20 protein-coding genes are annotated in these 19,818 nt (G+C 65.0%); 6 read left to right on the top strand and 14 right to left on the bottom strand.

All coding sequences use genetic code 11. The annotated features are described in order from the left end of the window. Positions 1–19 precede the first annotated feature (19 nt). Genes OHL12_RS07955 through hisD form a run of 4 tightly spaced genes read right to left on the bottom strand, consistent with a single transcriptional unit; the run spans position 20 to position 4,097 of the window. Complete coding sequence (locus OHL12_RS07955; RefSeq protein WP_263413291.1) at positions 20–778, bottom strand: HpcH/HpaI aldolase family protein; 759 nt, start codon at positions 776–778, stop codon at positions 20–22. Further along, a complete protein-coding gene (locus OHL12_RS07950) occupies positions 775–1,923 on the bottom strand; it encodes a cobalamin-independent methionine synthase II family protein (protein WP_263413290.1) in 1,149 nt (382 codons plus the stop codon). The genes OHL12_RS07955 and OHL12_RS07950 overlap by 4 nt, the downstream gene beginning before the upstream one ends. A 24-nt stretch (positions 1,924–1,947) precedes the next feature. Continuing rightward, positions 1,948–2,688, bottom strand: coding sequence for an SDR family NAD(P)-dependent oxidoreductase (locus OHL12_RS07945; protein WP_263413289.1), 741 nt, complete (start codon positions 2,686–2,688; stop codon positions 1,948–1,950). Positions 2,689–2,741: 53 nt separating this feature from the next. Beyond that, on the bottom strand, positions 2,742–4,097 hold the full coding sequence (gene hisD, locus OHL12_RS07940; RefSeq protein ID WP_263413288.1) for a histidinol dehydrogenase: 1,356 nt from the start codon (positions 4,095–4,097) through the stop codon (positions 2,742–2,744). Positions 4,098–4,247: 150 nt separating this feature from the next. Here hisD and OHL12_RS07935 point away from each other — a divergent pair, with 150 nt between their 5' ends. After that, positions 4,248–4,646, top strand: coding sequence for a nuclear transport factor 2 family protein (locus OHL12_RS07935; protein WP_263413287.1), 399 nt, complete (start codon positions 4,248–4,250; stop codon positions 4,644–4,646). 45 nt (positions 4,647–4,691) lie between these two features. On the opposite strand, the gene OHL12_RS07930 is transcribed toward OHL12_RS07935, so the two are convergent. Together OHL12_RS07930 and OHL12_RS07925 are read right to left on the bottom strand one after the other, a co-directional pair. Further along, positions 4,692–5,861 (bottom strand): citrate synthase, encoded by a 1,170-nt coding sequence (locus OHL12_RS07930; RefSeq protein ID WP_263413286.1) that lies wholly within the window; start codon positions 5,859–5,861, stop codon positions 4,692–4,694. A gap of 180 nt (positions 5,862–6,041) precedes the next feature. Next, a complete protein-coding gene (locus OHL12_RS07925; protein ID WP_263413285.1) occupies positions 6,042–7,028 on the bottom strand; it encodes an FAD-dependent oxidoreductase in 987 nt (328 codons plus the stop codon). Between the two features lie 95 nt (positions 7,029–7,123). Between OHL12_RS07925 and OHL12_RS07920 the strand changes: the two genes are divergently transcribed. Continuing rightward, positions 7,124–7,969 (top strand): hypothetical protein, encoded by an 846-nt coding sequence (locus OHL12_RS07920; protein ID WP_263413284.1) that lies wholly within the window; start codon positions 7,124–7,126, stop codon positions 7,967–7,969. Between the two features lie 21 nt (positions 7,970–7,990). On the opposite strand, the gene OHL12_RS07915 is transcribed toward OHL12_RS07920, so the two are convergent. Both OHL12_RS07915 and OHL12_RS07910 read right to left on the bottom strand, forming a co-directional pair. Further along, positions 7,991–8,581 (bottom strand): hypothetical protein, encoded by a 591-nt coding sequence (locus OHL12_RS07915; RefSeq protein WP_263413283.1) that lies wholly within the window; start codon positions 8,579–8,581, stop codon positions 7,991–7,993. A 104-nt stretch (positions 8,582–8,685) separates the two neighbouring features. Next, positions 8,686–9,327: a PEP-CTERM sorting domain-containing protein gene (locus OHL12_RS07910; RefSeq protein WP_263413282.1), complete on the bottom strand. Its 642-nt coding sequence runs from the start codon at positions 9,325–9,327 to the stop codon at positions 8,686–8,688. A 170-nt stretch (positions 9,328–9,497) separates the two neighbouring features. Here OHL12_RS07910 and OHL12_RS07905 point away from each other — a divergent pair, with 170 nt between their 5' ends. Further along, positions 9,498–11,030 carry an amidase gene (locus OHL12_RS07905; RefSeq protein WP_263413281.1) on the top strand — a complete coding sequence of 511 codons (1,533 nt, stop codon included), beginning with the start codon at positions 9,498–9,500 and terminating at the stop codon, positions 11,028–11,030. A 32-nt stretch (positions 11,031–11,062) separates the two neighbouring features. Here OHL12_RS07905 and polX read toward each other — a convergent pair whose 3' ends face one another. The 3 genes from polX to OHL12_RS07890 all read right to left on the bottom strand — a co-directional run bounded on the left by polX (position 11,063) and on the right by OHL12_RS07890 (position 14,009). Next, complete coding sequence (gene polX / locus OHL12_RS07900) at positions 11,063–12,817, bottom strand: DNA polymerase/3'-5' exonuclease PolX (protein ID WP_263415096.1); 1,755 nt, start codon at positions 12,815–12,817, stop codon at positions 11,063–11,065. 101 nt (positions 12,818–12,918) lie between these two features. Further along, positions 12,919–13,131: a cold-shock protein gene (locus OHL12_RS07895; RefSeq protein ID WP_263413280.1), complete on the bottom strand. Its 213-nt coding sequence runs from the start codon at positions 13,129–13,131 to the stop codon at positions 12,919–12,921. A gap of 215 nt (positions 13,132–13,346) precedes the next feature. Next, the gene (locus OHL12_RS07890; protein WP_263413279.1) at positions 13,347–14,009 is read right to left on the bottom strand and encodes an NUDIX hydrolase; all 663 of its coding nucleotides are present in this window, start codon (positions 14,007–14,009) and stop codon (positions 13,347–13,349) included. Positions 14,010–14,146: 137 nt separating this feature from the next. Between OHL12_RS07890 and bshC the strand changes: the two genes are divergently transcribed. From bshC to OHL12_RS07875, 3 genes are all read left to right on the top strand, one after another. After that, positions 14,147–15,787, top strand: coding sequence for a bacillithiol biosynthesis cysteine-adding enzyme BshC (gene bshC, locus OHL12_RS07885; protein WP_263413278.1), 1,641 nt, complete (start codon positions 14,147–14,149; stop codon positions 15,785–15,787). A gap of 36 nt (positions 15,788–15,823) precedes the next feature. Next, the gene (locus OHL12_RS07880; protein ID WP_263413277.1) at positions 15,824–16,147 is read left to right on the top strand and encodes a hypothetical protein; all 324 of its coding nucleotides are present in this window, start codon (positions 15,824–15,826) and stop codon (positions 16,145–16,147) included. Positions 16,148–16,278: 131 nt separating this feature from the next. Next, positions 16,279–16,746: a hypothetical protein gene (locus OHL12_RS07875; RefSeq protein WP_263415095.1), complete on the top strand. Its 468-nt coding sequence runs from the start codon at positions 16,279–16,281 to the stop codon at positions 16,744–16,746. 2 nt (positions 16,747–16,748) lie between these two features. Here the strand turns inward: OHL12_RS07875 and OHL12_RS07870 are convergent, their stop codons facing one another. Genes OHL12_RS07870 through OHL12_RS07860 form a run of 3 tightly spaced genes read right to left on the bottom strand, consistent with a single transcriptional unit; the run spans position 16,749 to position 19,810 of the window. Further along, positions 16,749–17,096: a metal-sulfur cluster assembly factor gene (locus OHL12_RS07870; protein WP_263413276.1), complete on the bottom strand. Its 348-nt coding sequence runs from the start codon at positions 17,094–17,096 to the stop codon at positions 16,749–16,751. A 3-nt stretch (positions 17,097–17,099) separates the two neighbouring features. Then, on the bottom strand, positions 17,100–18,008 hold the full coding sequence (locus OHL12_RS07865; protein ID WP_263413275.1) for a polyprenyl synthetase family protein: 909 nt from the start codon (positions 18,006–18,008) through the stop codon (positions 17,100–17,102). A 50-nt stretch (positions 18,009–18,058) separates the two neighbouring features. Continuing rightward, positions 18,059–19,810 (bottom strand): glycosyltransferase family protein, encoded by a 1,752-nt coding sequence (locus OHL12_RS07860; RefSeq protein WP_263413274.1) that lies wholly within the window; start codon positions 19,808–19,810, stop codon positions 18,059–18,061. Between the last annotated feature and the right edge of the window lie 8 nt (positions 19,811–19,818).

The raw sequence follows: 19,818 nt of genomic DNA, 5'->3' as shown, positions 1-19,818 counted from the left end.
TCCTCTGGTGGTGTTTCGCTTAGTGTTTCACGCGCGCTGCGAGATCGCGAGCACCCGCCAGCAGGAAGGTGTGATCGGAGCCGAGGAGGAAGAGTGTCGCTCCGCGTTCCCGCCAGTGCGGCACGTCTTCGACGCGGGCGAGGAACATGCCCACCGGCTTGTCCGCGGCAACGGCGGCGGTCACGATGCGGTCTACCGCGGCGACCACGCGCGGGTCGTCCTGGCTTTCCGCACCGTACGCGACGGTCAGATCGACGCGGCCAATGAAGAGGGCATCGACGCCCGAAACGCGAGCGATGGCTTCGATGTCGTCCACCGCTTCGGGATCTTCGATCTGCGCGATGACCACGGTGCGGGCGGCGCTGTTCTGCTGGTGCTGCGCCATGGCGACCGTGTTGTAGCCAGCGGCTCGCGACGATCCCGCATAGCCTCGACCGCCGTTGCCGTAGTGAGCGGCCTTGGCGATGGCTTCGGCCTGCTCGGCAGAGCGGACATGCGGAACGACGACGCCGGTTGCGCCGCAGTCCAGCGCGTTCAGGATGTGCTCCGGCGCGGCGGATGGGATGCGAACAAGCGAATCCATACCGCCCGCACGCGCTGCGAGGATGCAGGTGTCGAGCGTGCCGCGGTCAAACGGCGCATGTTCCGCGTCGAGGCAGATGCAGTCCAACGGCGTAAGCGCCAGCACTTCCGCAACGATCGGTGAGGGCGTCTTGACGAAGGTGCCGACGATGACCTCGCGCGCGGCAAGCCTGTCCTTGAGAGATTGCTGGATCACGCGGCCTTCCACATGCGTTCGCTGGCGATCGCAGCGCCCTCCGCAAGCGTCGCCAGCTTTGCGTAGACGATCTCCGGGTCCACAGCGCCATACCCGGCAAAGGTGGAGAAGCCGCAATCGGTGCCGGCCTGCACGCGCTCGCGGCCCACGATGTCCGCAAACTGCTGGATGCGCAGCGCGACAACCTGTGGGTGCTCGATGAAGTTGGTGGTCGAGTCGATCACGCCGGGGATCAGCACGCGATCCTCCGGCACGACGCTGAGCATGTCGCGGAAGTAGGTCCAGTCATGCTGGTGGCGCGGGTTTGCCGTTTCAAACAGCAGGCCCTGCGGCTTGGCCTTCATCAGCACCGGCAGGATGGTGCCCATCTCCACGTCGCAGTGGTGCGGGCCCTCGTAGTTACCCCAGCACACGTGCATGCGAACACGGTCGCCGGGCACGTTGCGCAGGGCATGATTCAGCACGTCCACATGCCGCTCGATCAGTTGCAGGTACTCGGGCTCGCTGCGGTCCTTGTACATCATGTGGCGGCCCAGGCCTAAGTCGGGACTGTCGAGCTGCAGAATGAAGCCCGCGGCGACAATGGCCTCGTACTCGGGCCGCATCGCCTCCGCGAGAGCTTCCAGGTAGGCGTCCTGCGTGGGATAGAAGTCGTTCGGCTGGAACAGCGCGATCACGCCGGGCGATGCCGCGTTCATGAAGGCACCGTTCGGCTTGTGAGCAGCGATGGCATGCTTCAGGTGAGCGACGTCTTCGTCCAGCGGAGCGAGCGTCCTGGGATGGATCTCGCCAACACAGCGCGGACGGCGATAGGTAGGCGTGCCACCACCGCGTGCCTGCCGCTCCAGAAAGCTCGGAAACGCTTCCAGGTCAGCAGGCGGCGTGCGCGGGCTGTCGCCATCGAACCCGGTGATGCGGTCCTTGATGTAGGTAGCGTACGAGATCTTCGACATCTCCCCGTCGGAGACGAGATCGACGCCGGACTCGACCTGGCGCGCGACACAGGCGTCCACGGCCTCGCCGATTACGCGGTCGAAGTCAGCGGGCTCGATGAACTCGCCGCGCTCCTGCGCAAAGATCAGGTCGGTGACTTCGCGGCTGCGCGGCAGCGAACCTACGTGCGTGGTCAGAATACGGTCGGGCATGGGCTCCTGAGTGTTGCTGATGAACTAGTCGGCGGTCCAACCGCCATCGACGACGATGCTGGTGCCGGTGATGAGAGCAGAGGCTGATGACGCGAGAAAGACGACGGCGCCCATCAGGTCTTCAACCGTTCCGAGACGGCCGAGTTTGATCTTGCTAAGCGCGAAGTTCTGGAAGTCGTTCGCCTGCAGGAACGGCCGAGTCAGTTCGGTTTCGATGAAGGTGGGAGCGATCGTATTGGAGCGGATGCCGTGTGATGCAAGGTCGAGCGCAATCGATTTGCTCATGCCCTCCATTGCCCACTTCGAGGCGCAGTAGACGGTGCGCTCGCGGCCGCCCACGTGACCCATTTGCGAAGTGATGTGAATGAGGGAGCCGCGAACCTGTGACGCGATCATGCGCTGCGCCACTGCCTGTGCGACGAAAAAGGCGGAGCGCAGATTGAGGTTGAGAACGGCGTCGAAGTCCTCGATCGTGACGCTGGAGAATGGCGCGGGCCGGTTCGTTCCGGCGTTGTTCACGAGGATGTCGAACGGGGTCTGGTCCGCAATAGCCTGCTGCACGGCCGGGAGATCCAGCACGTCGCAGGCCAGGGCTTCCGCGGAGCCGCCGTTTTGCCGAATGGCCTGTGACGCGGCTTCGATTTCTCCAGCAGAGCGTGCAAGCAGAACTACGTGCGCGCCCGCCTCCGCCAGCGCCGCCGCGGCGGCAAGGCCGATGCCACGGCCGGCACCGGTGACCAGCGCGCGCTTTCCATCGAGTCGCATGGAAGGCGTAGCTGGAAGTTTCGGCAAGGGCTCCGGAGATGCAGGCGAGGAGCTCATGCCGTGACGGGCTGCTGTTCCTCGGCGTGCTCCGTAATCTTCACCGGTTGCGCTGCGGTGGCGTACGGCACGTCGCGATGGCCGTAGCGGCGCACACGCACGTTGGCTTGTTCGCCGTGGCCGATGAAACCTTCCAGGGCGCAGAGGCGCGAGCAAATTTCGCCGATCTCGGCAGAGGCTTCGTCGGTCAGCACGCGCTGGTAGGTGCAGGTCTTCAGGAACTTGCCGACCCACAGGCCGCCCGTGTAGCGCGCGGCCTTGCGCGTGGGCAGGGTGTGGTTGGTGCCGATGACCTTGTCGCCGTACGCCACGTTCGTGCGTGGTCCCAGGAAGAGCGCGCCGTAGTTGGTCATGTTTGTTAGGAAGTACTCGGGATCGCGCGTCATGACCTGCACGTGTTCCGAGGCGATGCCGTCGGCAATGCGCACCATCTCTTCGTCGCTCACGGCCACAATGACCTCGCCGTGCGTCTCCCACGCGGCGCGCGCGATCGCGGCGGTAGGCAGAATGCCGAGCAGGCGTTCGACTTCACGCAGGGTATCTTCGGCGAGCGAACGTGAGGTGGTCAGCAGGATCGCGGGGCTGTCGGGACCGTGTTCCGCCTGGCCCAGCAAATCGGTGGCGCACATCTCGCCGTCCACGCTGTCATCCGCAATGACCAGGGTCTCTGTCGGGCCGGCGAACAGGTCGATGCCGACGCGGCCGAAGAGCTGGCGCTTGGCTTCCGCAACGAACGCGTTGCCGGGGCCGACCAGCATGTCCACCGGGGCGATGCTTTCTGTGCCGAGCGCCATCGCTGCAATGGCCTGCACGCCGCCGAGGCAGTAGATCTCGTCCGCACCCGCCATGGCCTGCGCGGCGACGATTGCGGCAGCGGGCTTGCCCTGAAATGGCGGAGCGCACGTGGCCACACGCTTCACACCCGCAACCTTGGCAGTGATCACCGACATGTGCGCCGAGGCGAGCAGCGGATACTTGCCGCCGGGAACGTAGCAGCCCGCGGCGTTCACCGGAATGTTGCGGTGGCCCAGCACCACGCCGGGCAGCGTCTCCACCTCGACGTCGCGCATGCTGTCGCGCTGGATGCGAGCGAAGTTGCGCACCTGCGTCTGAGCAAACTCGATGTCTGCGATGTCCTGGCGGCTAAGCGCGGCCATGCAGGCGTCGATCTCGGCGGAGCTCAGGCGATAGCTGTCGCGATCCCAGCCGTCGAAGCGAACGCTCAACTCGCGGACGGCCGCATCTCCACGCGCTTGCACATCGGCCAGGATGCGCTCGACGGTTTCGCGCACCTGGAGGTCGCGTTCCTGCCGGGCGACTGCAGTGGCGCCCTGTTTCAGATATGTAGCCATGATGTAGCCGTGTACTCCGGGTGTCTCGTTCGCGGGCAGTGCGGCGACAGAAGTCCGCCGAACCCCGGTATACATCCAAGACGGCCGGCTTGCCAAACAGCCCCGCTCGCCGCCAGAAAAGCTTTAGGGTGGGAAGGAGGCGTACCTGCAATGCAAGAGCAAGAGATCGAGCGCACCATGCGAGCTGTCTATGCCGCGTTCAATCAACGAGACATCGACGGCTGCCTGCAGTACATGACAGGCGACGTGCATTGGCCCAAAGCGTCAGAGGGCGGAACTGTAGTCGGAAAAGAGGAGATCCGCGCCTACTGGACTCGCCAGTGGAGTGAGTTCGACCCCTACGTCGAGCCGATCGAAATCCTGATGGCAGCGGATGGCAAGGTTCGAGTGCGAGTGCACCAGGTCGTGCGGAGTCTTTCGGGTGATCTGCTGTTCGATGGCGAGGTGCTGCACGTATACGCCATGCGGGAGGGATGCATCTCCGCGATGACGCTCGGGGAGGCGGACGCTGATGGCAAAGCGTCCGCGGCCTTCGCGCGTCAGCACTGAGCTTCCGTTCCCAAACAGCGGATCGGAAGCCCAGTGCGGTGATAGCTACCGGTCCTGGACGGGGATGTAGGGCGCAGGGTAAGCCGGGCCAGTGTAGTCCGCGCGTGGGCGGATAAGGCGATTGTTCTCGTGCTGCTCCATCACGTGCGCCGCCCAGCCGGAGATGCGGCTGACCGCGAAGATCGGCGTAAAGAGGTCTGTCGGGATGCCGAGCGTGGTGTAGGTGCTGGCGGAGTAGAAGTCCACATTCGCGTTCAGCTTCTTTTCGCCGCGCACGAACTGTTCGATCGCCTCCGACATGTCGTACCACTTGGTGTTGCCCGCGGCGGTCGACAGGTCCTTGGACATGCGGCGCAGGTGGGTGGCACGCGGATCTTCTGTCTTGTACACGCGGTGACCGAAGCCGGAGACTTTCTCCTTGCGCGCCAGCATGCCGCGCACATGCTCGACGGGGTCGGCGTGCCCTGCTTCGATCTCAGTCAGGAGCTTGGCCACAGCTTCGTTGGCGCCGCCGTGCAGCGGGCCTTTTAGAGCGCCGATGGCTCCGGTGATGGCGGAGTGAACGTCGGAAAGCGTGGCCGCGATCACGCGCGCGGCAAAGGTGCTGGCGTTCAGTTCGTGGTCCGCGTGCAGGATCAGCGCAACGTCAAAGGCGCGCTCGGCTTCGTGGATGGGCTTCTCACCTGTAAGCATCCACAGGAAATTGCCTGCGTGCGAGAGGCTGCGGTCGGGTTCCACGATGGGCAGCTTGCGGCGCAGGCGATCAAAGGTGGCCACGACCATCGCGATCTGTGAAGTCAGGCGAAAGCTCTTGCGGATGTTTGCAGCGTGCGAGCTGTCGCTATCGTCCGGGTCGGAGATGCCCATGAGCGAGACGGCCGTGCGCAGCACCTCCATCGGGTTGGAGCGCGGCGGAATCTGCTTCAGGAACTCAACGACGCGCCAGTCCAGGGCGCGTGCATCGGCGAGCTTCTGGCGAAAGTCCTTCAGCTCTACTTCGGTGGGCAGATGTCCGAACCAGAGCAGGAACGTGGTCTCTTCGAAGGTGGAATGCGCGGCGAGCTCGTGGATGTCGATGCCGCGATAGGAGAGGACGCCGGCGTCGCCGTCGATCCAGCAGATCGAGCTGGTGGTGGCGACAATGCCTTCCAGGCCGCGTGGTGCGGATTTCTCGGTTTTGGTCTCGGCCTTGGTGTCGGTAGGTTCGGTCGGCATCTGGGCTCCTGCGCGCGCGTGTTGGAGCGAGTTATAGCTGGTGGGTTGTGCGGTTGTCATCACAGCCGCGCGATTACCGCGTGTGCCGTGGCTCGTGGTCTGAAGTTCTGGCTCGCAATCGTATTCGGAGGAGGGCTGTTAAACGCCGGGCACCATTACGGCGTGCGGCGTTCGCTTGCCTCACCGATCCTGGAGCGCCAGCCGTTCGGGTGCAAAGGCGTCCAGCGGGATCGTTGGAGGTTTGCCGGTCAGGAGTTGCGCCATAACCCGAGCCACAGCGGGAGCGAGCAGAATGCCGTTTCGAAACAGGCCGTTGGCGACCACGCGACCGGGCGCAAGTTCGCCCAGAATCGGCAGATCGTCTGCCGTTCGCGGACGCAGCCCGGACCATCGCTCCAGTTCCGGCGCATCGGCCGCAAGGGGTAGTACGGCGGCTGCGCGTGCTCGCAGCGCAGTCAGATCTGCGTCGTGAATGGCCAGGTCGAAGCCGGCGTCTTCCACGGTCGCGCCGATCAGCGCAGAGCCGTCCAGCCGGGGAACGATGTAGATGTCGTCGGTCCGCACCACCGCATTTCCGCTCCGCAATCGAAGCGCGGCAGGCGGCAGTTGCACGCGCAACATCTGGCCTTTCGCCGGGCGGACCGGGCCGGGTGACCACGCGCCGGTGCAGTCGACCGTCAACGGTACGTCCGGTGCGGCGAGGAGCGTGCCTGCGGAGACGTCTCGAATTAGTACACCCGCCTGGGTCGCGGCGGCCCGAAGCGCGGCGTGCAGATCGCGTGGGTCCAGGCTCTGCTCCGGTCGGAGCACGAACGTCCCGGCGTCGGCCGACAAGGTAGGCAGCAGGTTTCGGCCAGGTTCGCCGGTAGGGTCGGCCTCAACGACCTGCTCCGTCTGTATCGGGACGGCGTGCCCGCTGCCGGCGCGAACCCTGTCGAGATACGCGGGGTAGAGCTCGAGCGCCAGGTCAGCAAGGGGCTGCAGCGGGGCTGGATGGTGCGGATCGTGCGCAGCGAGCATGCCGGCGGCGGCGCGGCTCGCCAGGCCCGGCTGTTCGCGTTGCAGGACAAGCACGGTGCAGCCGCGCAGGCGCAGTTCCAGGGCAAGAGAAAGGCCGATCACGCCGGCTCCGGCGATGACGACGTCGGGGTGCTGCATTGTGTTCATGGTACGAGCAGTGCTGGCGATGGCCGTTGCCGACCGCCAGCGAACGCGCGAGACTGGCAGGATGAGCGGCCGCTGCCGCCACAGGAGTTCGCAGAATGCTGGAGCCGGATCCGAACCGGGAGTATGTCGATCCTTCGCGGGGCAACGCCGAGCGACACGGAGCGTGGCTGCCCATTGCCACCGCGACGGCGCTGGTGCTGGCCATCGGGGCGCTGCTGTGGGCCTTTCTGCTGCAGCAGCGGCTGACGGATACCGAAGAGAAGCTGATGGTTGCGGAGCAGGGAAGCACGGCCATCAACCGCCGGCTGGAGGAGGCGGACGCACGCCTCCGGGCGAACAGCGCCATGGTCGACCAGCAGATGACCGCAGCCCAGCAGCGGCAGCAGGAACTGGCGCAGCGCGCCGCTGCACTTGCCGCGCAGCAGAAGAGTGACGCCACCCGCCTCGAAGCCTCGCAGGCGGACACGTCCAAGCAACTGGGCGCGGTGAAGGGAGAGGTTTCGTCGGTGAAAACGGAGGTCGCCACCACCAAGACCGACGTTGCCGCAACCCGCACGGACCTGGCGGATACCAAGCAGATCCTGCAGAGGACGATTGGCGATGCCGGCGTGATGAGCGGCCTGATCGCCAAGAACCACGACGAACTCGAGGTGCTGAAGCATCGCGGAGATCGCAGCTACTACGAATTCACGCTGCATAAGAACGCGCCGCCGACTCTACTGTCCACCGTCAAGCTGCAGTTGAAGAAGACCAATGAAAAGAAGGGCCGCTACACGCTGATGGTCAGCAGCGACGATCGCAACATCGAGAAGAAGGACAAGACCGTGCTGGAGCCGGTGCAGTTCTACAGCGGCAAGAATCCGCAGCTCTTTGAGGTAATGGTCAACAGCATCAGCAAGGACGTGGTAGGCGGGTATCTCTCGGTGCCAAAAGGGGAGTGAACCGGTCTGGCGGGCTCCGCGCTACTTCGGTAGCGGAATGGTCGCCGCGTCCTGATGGTAGAAGTCGAGGCGCACGTCGGCGGCCTTGCGCTTGTCCCACTCGGTGGACGGCATGGTGTACAGGAAGATGGCGTAGCCCTCGGCGGTGCTATGCGGGGCAACCTGCCCCTCTGGATCGAGTGGCGGCAGGTTGGTCTGTTTCACCAGGGGAGTGATGCCCGGAACCATGGCCTGCAGGCGCTCGCGATCGCGCGCTCCGATGCGCCGTCCCGGATTGTCGCGACCGTCTTGCAGGGTGACTGAGCTGGTCACGTCCTTGATGAAGAGCGGCACGTCACTGGTGTTCTCCACCCGCAGCAGCGGAATCACATAGATGGAGTCCTCAGTTTCCGGAGCCTCCATGGCCGCGGCCCCGCCTTTGGCGTTGCTGCCGTACACCGTGTGCAGCGGAAGCGTGAGAACGCGCGTGGCCGTGGCCTGCAACGGAGCGTGGTTCTCGTGGTGGTAGAAGAGGGCGAAACCGGTCGCCAGCGCCAGCGCGACGACGAGCCCGATCAGAAGAAGTTTGCGGGTGTTGCCGGTTTGCGGCGCGGAACTGAGGAATTCGGCCATGCCCGTTAGTATCTCGCGTTTCAACGCAGAGACGGCCCGGGCGGCTCTCCCGCGGTGTTTTGCGGGGTGGCCGCACCGGGCCGATCGGGTTGGAAAGTGGAAGGTTAGCTGACGAATCTGCGCCGCGCCGCGCCCAGGACGCCCAGCGCGCCCGTTGCCAGCAGCAGAAGGCTGCCTGGCTCTGGCGTGCTGACCTGGATCGGCACCGGTGCGGCGAGCGTCGTCAGATCAAGAGCGAGGACGAGGTTCTCGTGGTAGCCGTCTGCCCAGAACAGATTGCCGGACGGTGTGATGCCGATGGAGTTCGCCGGCGCCCCACCGAAGATGAGCGCGGCTGCGCCGTTGTACACGGACCAGACCCCGTCGATGTTGCCGAGAGCCTCGTGCCCGTTGTTGCAAAAGGACGTGGCGCCGGGAACGGTGGAAGCACTCACCGTGCAACCGGGGCCAGCCGCCGGAGATGGATCGCTCGCAAGTACGGGCTGATAGGTGGTGTAGCTGGTCTGTCCGGTGTAGGCGCTGTAGGTCTGGTAACAGCTCTGCGCGTTCGCGCCACACGGGGAGTTACCAGAAGCATCGTACCGCCGGACCGTGTAATCGCCGAAGTCGTCCACGGCGACGAAGTAGCCCAGGTCCGTGGGACCTATGGTGGTGAAGGAGAACGTATCTGCCTTGGCGGATGGCGTGAGCATGAAACAGAGCGCAACGAGGACCGCCGTCAAGCTGTGGGGGACAGCAAAACGCATGGGTGAAGCTCCTTTGGGGATAGGTACGAGCAGCAGCCTACTACAACTTTTGTGGTACTCCGGTGACAAGCTGTTCTAATTTGGCGCGAAATCGCGTAGCGCGAGAGGGTGAGCAGGCAGTTTTGTTTCTCGGCGGTCCTCGCGAAGGGACGGTATAGAGTTCGGTAAAGATGCCGCAGTCCACTCGACGCAAGTTTCTTCTTCAATCGGCTGCCGGCGCGGCCTGCACCCTGGCACCGGTGCTTCCGCTGCGAGGAGAAGCCCGGGCCGATGCGGTCGCCTGGCTGACCGTAGCGGAGGTTGCGGGCCGGATCCGCCAGGGCACGCTCCGTTCCGAGGCGCTGGTGCAGGCGCTGCTGACGCGGGTCGACGCCCTGAATCCGAAGCTCGACGCGTTCATCACAGTGCGGCGTGAGCAGGCCCTGCAGGAGGCAGCAGCGCTGGATGCTGAGGCCAGGCAGGGGCGCTTTCGGGGCCCGCTGCATGGTGTGCCCGTCGCGATCAAGGACAACATCGACACGGCGGGAACGCGCACCACCGTGGGCAGCATGGTGTTTGACGATCGCGTGCCGACCGCCGACGCCTTCGTCGTGAGCCGGTTGCGCGCCGCCGGTGCCCTGGTGCTGGGCAAGAGCAACCTGCATGAGTTCGCCATGGGTGGAACCTCGGCCACCAGTTATTTCGGGCCGGTGCACAATCCGTGGGCGCTGGAGCGCGTGGCGGGCGGATCCTCAGGCGGCTCTGCGGCGGCAGTCGCAGCGGGCCTGGTGCCGGCGGCCCTGGGAACCGACACCGGCGGATCCATCCGCATCCCTGCTGCGTGGTGCGGCGTGGTCGGTTTGAAGCCGACGTATGGTTTGGTGTCGCTGGGCGGCATCTTCCCGCTGATCTACTCGCTGGATCATTGCGGACCGATGGCGCGCACCGTCGAAGATGCCGCGCTGATGCTGAACGTGATGGCCGGCTATGACAAGCACGATGTGGCCAGCGTGGAGCATGCACCCGAGGACTACGTGCAGGCCATGCGGCAGCCGGTCAGCGGCTTGCGGGTAGGCGTACCGCGCGCGCCTTTTTTTGACAAGCTGGATGCCGCGACTGCGGCGGCGGTCGAGACTGCGATCGGCGTGATCAAAGGACTGGTACAGTCCGTGCGCGACGTGCAGTTGCCTGCGGTCGATGCGCTGGACTGGACGGCCGTTCGCGCCGCCGAAGTGGCTGCGGTACACCAGGATTTGTTTCGCCGGCACGCGGGCAACTACCAGTTGCAGACCCGCGGTGTGGTCGATGGAACGTTTAAGGAACTGAACGATCCGGGCGAGACCGCCGCCGGCAAAGCGGTAGACCTGATTCGGGCACAGTGGCACCTGGCCGGGTTGCGCAAGACGATCGATGACGCCTTCGACGGCTTCGACCTGGTGGTGCTGCCTACGAACCGTGTGGGGCCGCGCACCATCCAGGAAGAACTTGGCCGCGAAGAGAAGCCGCAGCCAGAGGAGCCGACGAACGACTTCAACTCGCTGGCGTTCAACCTCTACGGAATCCCGGCGATCAGCATTCCGTGCGGCTTTACGCCGGGCGGCCTGCCGGTCGGGCTGATGATCGCCGGTCCGCGGTTCAGCGAAGGCCGAGTGCTGGCGCTGGCAGCCGCGTATGAGCGAGCGGCGGGCTGGGGCTCCCGGCGGCCTGCAATCGCGAGCTTGTAGGTCGGTTCTTCACTCGATGCAACACCCGGCCCCTATGGTCGCGGCCGCAGCGATGCGAGGAACGCGTCGGCTTCCAAGGTGTTCAAAACATCGGCTTTGGTGAGCCACGCGCGGCGTAGCTGGGTGATGCCGAAGCGGAGGCGATCCATGTCTGCCACCGCGTGCGCATCGGTGTTGACGCTGATCTTGCAACCGAGTTCCTTGGCAAGACGCAGGTTGGAGTCGGACAGATCGGCGCGTGCTGGCGCGGCGTTGTGCTCCACGGCGATGCCGAGTTCGACGCAGCGTTTCAGGACAGTGTGCAGATCGTAATGGTGGGCGTCGCGCTTCAGGACCTTGCGGCCGGTGGGATGCCCGAGGATCTGTAAGTACGGGTTCTCGAGTGCGCGAAGAATGCGCTCGGTCTGCTCCTCCACGGGGAGCTGGAAATGGGAGTGAACGCTCGCAACCACTACGTCCATCTGAGCAAAGGTTTCGTCGGACAGGTCCAGGTCGCCGGCCTGCAGGATGTCGACCTCGATGCCGGCAAAGACGCGGATGCGACCCTCCATTTCGGCGTCGACCTGCCGGATGGCGCGGATGTGTTCCTGCGCGCGTGCATCGTCCAGGCCGTTGGTCATCGCGAGGTTTTTGCTGTGGTCGGTGATGGCGATGTAGCCGCGGCCGCGGGCAAGTGCGGCTTCCGCCATCTCGCGGATGGTGCAGGTGCCGTCTGTTGCGACCGTGTGCATGTGAACGTCGCCGCGAATGTCGGCCAGCGTGATCAGGCTTGGCAGCTCGTGCTTGATGGCGGCCTCGATCTCGCCGCAGTTTTCGCGCAGTTCGGGCGGGATGCACTGCATGCCGAGCGCGCCGTAGATCTCGTCCTCGGTGGCGCCAGCGACGATCGGGTTCTGACCCTCCTCGGGCTCGATGCGCGCCAGGGCGTACTCCGACAGCGTGTAGCCCATGCGGATAGCGCGCTGGCGCAGCGTCACGTTGTGCATCTTGGAGCCGGTGAAGTATTGCAGGGCTGCGCCGTAAGAGGCGCGTGGCAGCAGGCGCACGTCCACCTGCAGGTTGTTGCGCAAGGTGAAGCTGACCTTGTTCTGGCCCTTTGCCAGGAGCTGGCTGATGATGGGCAGGGCGGCGACGTGCTCCACTGCCGCGCTGACAACGGCGGGTTCGCAGGCAGGACCGGTGACCAGCAGGTCCAGGTCGCCGACCGACTCGCGGCCGCGGCGCAGCGATCCGGCGTAGGTAATCGTCTCGACGCCCGGGAACTCGCGGATGAGGGCGGCGATTCGGTCGGCCCAGTCCTCGGCCACATCAATGCGGAACCGGCCGGTGTTCTTGCGGTGGTCTTCGATACCTTTCAGGATTTTGTCGACCTGCTTTTGTCCGAAGCGGGGAAGGGTGTTCAGGTGGCCGGCCTTTGCGGCAGCCTCGAGCTCGTCGATGTTCGACACCTGCAGAGCGCTCCACAGCAGCGCGACCGTCTTGGGTCCCATGCTGGGCAGGCGCAGCAGTTCCAGCATGCTGGGGCGGTACTTCGTCAGCAGTTCGTCGCGCAACGGCATGGATCCGGTGCGAACAAGGTCGACGATGTTCGCGGCCATGCCCTTGCCGATGCCGCCAATGGTCTGGAGCTGCTTGGGATCGTCGATCATGCCGGCCAGCGGCTGGGTTTGCTGCTCCACCGCTTCGGCGGCGCGACGGTAGCTGCGGATGCGGAACGGGTCGGCGGAGTCGATTTCAAGCAGCGCGGCGGTTTCGTCCAACAGGCGCGCAAGCGTGGCGTTATCCATGGCTGTGGTGTCAGATGCCAAAACAAAGCCCATGTCCCGGTTAGGGACATGGGGCCACACGGTTTTGCGACGGCCGCCCTGCGGCTCGGTTGCTGGCCGAATTAGTTGGTAAGCACGACCTGATCGGCCTGGGGGCCTTTGCCGCCCTGGATCACATCGAATTCAACCGGGTCGCCTTCTTTCAGGCTCTTGTAGCCCTCGGTCTGGATGGAGCTGTAATGGACGAAGACGTCTGCGCCGCCATCATCGCGGCCCAGAAATCCATAGCCCTTCGCGTTGTTGAACCACTTCACTGTTCCCTTGTACTGTGCCACCGTGTTTGTCCCTTGCACCATCAGTCTTTCGCTCTCGCCCGGGAAAGCCTGTGGCGAGGATGGTGCTGAGTAGACGCGACAGAAACGGCGGTGGAGTACCTCTTTGCGCGAGGTGACGCACCCCAACGGCGCAGGATTTGGCGGCGCTAAATTTTGGGGGCCCAGAAGTTTTGCTGGACGGCAAAAAGCCCCATCCCTTCGGGGCGTGCCGGGCGTCAGCCCTGCCGGGCGGCATGGCGACGGGCGTACAGCATGACGCCGATCAGGGTCTTGCCGTCGTGGATCCTGCCCTCGTCGATCATGCGGAGAACCCGCGATAGCGGCACCAGGTAGGTGTCGATCTTCTCGTCTTCTTCCGGTTGCGCTTCACCGGTGGTAATGCCGGTAGCCAGGTAGATCTCCATCCACTCGGCGACAAACCCCGGGCTGGCGTAGTACTTCACCAGGGTCTCCCATTGAGTGGCGCGGTAGCCGGTCTCTTCGATCAGTTCGCGCTCGGCGGCGTGGCGAGTCGTTTCGCCCGGATCGACGCGGCCGGCGGGCAGCTCAAACAGGTACTGGTTGGCGGCGTGGCGGAACTGCTGCTCCAGAACGATCAGGGGATCGCTGGGGTCGGTCGTCTCGTCCACGGCCAGCACGACTACGGAGCCGTTGTGGCGAACGACGTCACGGGTGGCCCGGACACCGTTGGGCTCCAGGACCTCCTCGGTGTAGACGGAGAAGATTTTGCCGTGGAAACTCTCGTGCGAGCTCAGGATTTCGGCTTTGCCCTCCCGCAGCTCCGGGGCGACCACGGGCAGGTCGGGCATCTGCGACGAGGCGGCTGCGCCGTGAGCGGTTTGGGTAGGGTGGGCGGCCGGGGTCTCGCTGGAGCTCATGTGTCTGAAACTACCATTCGCCACCAGAAGTGCCAGCTGAGGGCGTTCGGCGGCGCAGGCTGCATCCAACAGGGTTCGAGTACCATCTGACACGGGGCGGCACGCTCGCGCTACTTCAACAGCCCAGAGAAATTGCAATGACCGCAGAGTGTTACCCCATCTCCGTGCTTCCGCACCTTTCGCGGATCTTTGAACAGTTCACGGAGTTGCGGACCGCGCCGGCAGATGCACCTGTGCGCCAGTTCTACCCGACCAGTCCATGGGACGACCGCTGGAAGCGGGGCACAACGCCGCGGCTGCAGCCGGACCGGGCCGAGTTGGTGCGAGTGTTGCGCGAGCAGAATGAGTTCTGGGGCTGTGGCGACGCGACGCGCGCCAACCTGGACAAGCTCGCGGCGGGTGCGCGGGCGGTGGTTACAGGGCAGCAGGTCGGTCTGTTTGGCGGTCCGCTGCTGACGCTGATGAAGGCGGCAACCGCGATTCGTAAAGCGCAGGTAGCGAGCGAAGCCGGTATGCCGCACGTTCCTGTCTTCTGGATGGCGACGGAAGACCACGACCTGGACGAGGTGAACCAGGCGGCGTTCCTGCAGCCCGGCCGTAACAGCGGCGGGGTAGAGGTGTTGCGGTCGAAGTTTCCTCACCATGGCACCCGAGAGGTGGGGTCCTTGCCGTTGGGCGAGGCCATCGCGCCGGTAGTTGAGCGCGCCGAGGAACTGCTCGGCTTTGCTCCTATTGCCGATCTCTTGCGCGAGTACTACACGCCGGGCGAGACGCTGGCGTCCGCCTTCGCAAAGCTGATTACGGCGCTATTCCGCGACTACGGCTTGATCGTCATTGACGCAAGTCGGCGGGAGTTTCACGCCATGGGCGCGCCGGTGTTGCGTTACGCGATCGAGCACGCGGACGAGTTGCACGATGCGCTGCTGCACAACACTGAACAGTTGGTGGCCGCGGGATTTCACGCGCAGGTGCTGATCGCGGAGAACAGCTCTCTGCTGTTTGTAGTGGACGAACAGGGCAACCGGCTGTCACTGCGCCGCGTGCCGCGCGCCGGCGCCGAAGGCCGCGAGTGGAAGGCTGGCGCACGGGTTTACTCGCAGGACGATCTGCTGGCGCTGCTGGACAGCGAGCCCGAACGACTGAGCCCGAATGCACTGCTGCGCCCGGTGTTTCAGGACGCCTTACTACCTACCTCTGCCTATGTGGGCGGTCCGGCAGAGATCGCGTACTTCGCGCAATGCCGCGTTCTCTACGAGCGCATTCTGGGCGTGGTCACGCCAGTGCTTCCGCGCCTCTCCGCTACCCTTGTGGACGCTCCGGTGCAGGCGGTCATGGAGCAGCACGAACTCTCCTTGCGTGACGCTCTACAGCCAGAGGGCGATCTGTTGCAGAAGCTAGCTGCGCGTGCGATCCCGATTGAGGGCAAGCGCAAGATTGCGGCGGCCGGCAACGCCTTGGATGCGGAGCTGACTGCCGTCACGCAATGGATGAGCGCCATGGACGAGAGCCTGGGCCGGTCCGCGGGCATTGCCGCGAACAAGATGCGCTACCAGATGAACCGCTTGCGCCGCATGGCCGCCAATTGGCAAGTGCAGAAGGAAGGCCATCTGGCAAAGCACGCGGCGGCAGTGTCGCACCTGCTGTTCCCGGACGGTCATCCGCAGGAGCGTTTCCTGAGCGGCGCGGCCTTGTTGGCACGGACGGATGTCGACGTTCCCAGGTTGCTGGTGGAGAACGCCGAGCAGGATTGCCCCGGTCACCGGGTCTTCGCAATCTGATCGCAGCCGAATTCGAGTCACAGTAGAATCGCGTGCATGGCGAAGAAGCAGGCAGCGGCGAAGGCAATCGGGTTTGAGGTGCTGTGTCCGGATTGCGGCGCGGTGTTGCGCATCGATCCGGTGACGCAGAGCGTGATCAGCCATACTTCGGCGCCGCGCAAGAAGACCTTTGAAGACCTGTCCGCGGCCGCGCAGGGCTTGCGCGAGCAGAACGCCAGGCGCGACTCGCTCTTCGCGCAATCGGTCGAAGCGCAGAAGAACCGCGACGACATCCTGAGCAAGAAGTTCGAAGAGGCATTCCGAAAGGCGAAGGAGTCGCCAGACACCGGACGACCTCTGCGCGAGTTCGATCTCGATTAGGTCACAACCTGAGGGCCGATCGCGCCGCCTGGTCAAGGTGAGGGGAATTCAGCCAAAGTCCTCGCGAACTTCGGGCAGCCTCTTCGCTCCGAGGGCGCTTCCCACTCTGCAGCAGAAAGTAGGGCGTGGAAATGGCGTACGCGCTGACCACCAGTGGCGACAAGCGGCTGAATGAGATGAACCGCCTCGGCGACATGCTGCACTTTCCCGCGGCGGTCAACGCTGGGGCGACGCTGAATGTGCTGCTGACGGTGGCGGCCACCTGGTATGTGGAGCCACGGTACCCATCGCTCGGGGGCGTGTGGGTTGCGCTTGTTCTGTTGGTGAATCTGACGCCGGTCTTCCTGCTGCGCCTGACGCTGCGGCCCGAGACTCTCTATCCCATGCTGCGAGAGATGAACTTCTTCACCGACCAGCACAAGTTTTCAGACTGGGTTTACGTGGCCGCCAGTGCGGACATGGCGTTCTGGATCCTGCTGGCGTGGACGCTGAGTGCGTTACACCGTGACACGTCGACGCTCGTCCTGCTGGAGTGCGTCGCTCTGCTCGCTACGTTCTCCCCTGTGATTCTGCGCAGTGTTGGGCTGGTACGCAGCTAAGTTCAGTTCCCAAGCTGGATCAAGCCGCGCTGCTTGCTGAGTTCGCGCCGAGCGGCGTCGGACATGCGCTCTGGCGACCATGCCGGTTCTTCGAGCAGGTTCACCGTTGTGCGAGAGATTTGGTAGATGCCCAGCAGACGATTGGTGATGAGGGCAGACAACATCGCATCCTGCTGCTCCTCGCGTGGCAACAGGTCGACGGTCACCTTCACACGTCGGTCATTGCCGGGCGCCTCGGTATCCACAGCGACGTGGACAGATTGCACGCGCCCCATGTCGACGATGTTGACGCGAAGCTCCGGGTCATAGCAGACCCGGAGAGCTTCTAGGACCTCGGCTTCGCTGAGCATGCGCTAGTAGGTGCGCTCGGTCAGGTAGTTTGCGATCGCTTTCAGGTTGTCGGCGGCGGGGCCGAACTCGTCCAACTCGGTGAAAGCGTCGCGGATGAGCGAGGCTGCCTGCTCGCGGCTGGCTTCCAGGCCGAAGACGGCGGGCCAGGTGGCCTTTTCCGTTGCGGTGTCTTTGCCGGCGGTCTTGCCGAGTTCCTCTGAGGTCTGAGTCACGTCCAGGATGTCGTCGACGATCTGGAACGCCAGGCCCGCACGCTCGCCGAACGCGCGGAGGTGCGCGACCTGTTTCGCGGTTGCGCCGGCAAGCAGGCCGCCGCTGACGATTGAGACGGTGATGAGCGCTCCGGTCTTGGCGCGGTGAATCGCTTCGACCAGTTCCGCTGTTGGCTTCTGGCCTTCGCCTTCGATGTCCATCACCTGGCCGCCAATCATGCCGGGCGCGAGCGAGCCGCCGACGCCGGTGCCAGTGGCGATCGCCACCTCGCGGACAATCTGCACCGCGGCGTCGGCAGGGCAGTCCAGTTGCGAGAGAGTCTGGTAGGCGAGGGTTTGCAGGGCGTCGCCGGCGAGGATGGCCGTAGCTTCGCCGAACGCGACGTGGCAGGTCGGTTTCCCGCGGCGCAAGTCGTCGTTGTCCAGCGCGGGCAGATCGTCGTGGATGAGCGAGTAGGTGTGGATCATCTCAATCGCAGCACCCAGGTCGGCAGCAGCGGCGGGCAGGCTGCCGGCAACGGCGCGAGCCGTCTCCATGGCCAGCAGCGGGCGCAGGCGCTTGCCGCCGGCGAACACGCTGTGACGCATGGCGCGATGGATGGAATGGGGCAGAACGTCGGGGCCGGGCAGAAGGCGCTCCAGCGCTTCGTCGGTCCGACGAACGCCTTCGGCGAGCAGGTCTTGAACAGAGTGCGGCATGGGATGGGTCCAGTGTACGAAAGCTGGACGAACGAGGGCGTCCTTTGGTGTCAGGGTGCTTCGAGCTGTCGCCGTGCGGGACGTCGAATCACGACGAAACCGCCGGTGGCCAAGAGCGAGATGACGACTCCGGCGACCTGGTCGGGGCTCCACTCGTAACGCAGAGTCAGGGTGTGTGGCACGCCGCCTGTGATCGGAACGGCGAGCAGGTCGTCGTCGCGGTCGACGGTCTGGGGAACAGGCACGCCGTCGAGGATCACGTGCCAATTGCGAAAGGCGCGCTGGCGAACGATGAGGAAGTGGTCGCCGGGGCGTGGTTCCGCCTGGATGGTCAGGATTCCGGGCGATCCCGTTCCGACAGCGTGAGCGTGGGCCTGCGCAACGGGTGGCGGAGGCGCGGATGACTCCTCCGCTGTCCATGCGGCTGGCTCGCCGGGGTGGAGCAGGTCGTTGTCGGCGTCCCTGGGCGTGTATTCGTCGTACGGTTCAAAGCCGGAGCCGCTGGTGTATTGCGCCTGCAGGCTGGTGGGCAGATCTTCGTCGTCGCACGCCTGGGCATAGCTGTGGTGCGCGGCGAAGCTCAGCGCGAAGACGGCCAGCAGCGCGACCGGGATCGCGACGCGGTAGCGTAGCCGGACTCGGATCGCGGAGACGATTGAGGCGACAGTCAGGACGCCCTGCAGCATGAGAATGCGCCACGGGAACTGGAGGAAGTGCAATTCCGGCAGGTGGTGCCACAGCAGGAGGCTTGCCGGCGTGAGCAGGAAGGTGACGAGGACCGTGAGCAGCAGAAATGCAGGCTGCACGATTCCCTTGCCAGCGGATCGCTGCAGCGTCAGGTCGCGCATGCCGTGAAGGCGCTCCGTCCGGCCACGCTGGGCGAGCCAGAGCAGCCCCGCCAAGGCAGCGGCGCCCACCAGAAGCACGGCAAGAATCGAGGCCTGGTGAACTACCTGGTCGTGGAGCGGCTCGCCCGTGTGTGTGAATAGGGTGCCGTCCTCCGGGCGCATGCCGCTGCTGAAGGCCTGTCCCACCTCGACGGCACTGTGCTGCACCAGCGCAGGCAAGAGAAAGATCGCGGAAAGCGCGACGCCCCACAGGTAGCCGGCTACGGCAGGTAGTAGCAGAGGTCTGAGCAGGGGCTGCCCACGGCGGAGTGCAACCGCGGCGCGGACCCCGAGGACTACCGCGAGCGTGTAGGTGGCCAGAACGGAAGACGGCGTGTTGGTCAGCCACAGCAACGCCACCGGCAAAGCGAGCCTTGCGGCGGAGATGCGTTCCCGGAACAGCTCGCGCAGCATCCACGGCAGCCAGGCGGACGCGAGCAGTTCTGCGTAGGCGGTGCGCTCGGTCGCGGTGAAGAGCAGATACGGGTGAGCAAGGTACAGGCATCCACCCACCAGGGCGAGCGGGGCGCTGACGAACTCGGACAGGAAGCGCCGCATGGTGACGCCGCAGAGGGCCAGGGCGACGAAGGTGTACGCCAGCGGGGCGCGAGCGGCGCCGAAGGCTGCAGTAAGCAGACCGCCCAGCGTCCATGACAGCGGCGGGTAGAAGAGGAAGCGAGCCTCGCCGGCGTTCCACGCGGCGGCGGCGCACCACCACGGTCGCAGAACGCCAGCGCGCCATTGGTGCGCCGCGTCCATCCAGTTGAGCAGGTGGAAGGGGAGGTCGTGACCACAGCTCGGGCCATGGAGCAGAAGCGGCAGAATGGCAAGCAGGGCTGCCGCGAGAATCGCGGCGTACGGCAAGATGCGTCTTGCGTTCGGGCTGGTCAACGTCGGCTGGGAGACGGAGGACATGGACGCGG

The organism is Terriglobus aquaticus, assembly GCF_025685415.1.
Classification (GTDB): Bacteria; Acidobacteriota; Terriglobia; order Terriglobales; family Acidobacteriaceae; genus Terriglobus; species Terriglobus aquaticus.
This window is presented reverse-complemented; position numbering and strand designations above follow the sequence as displayed.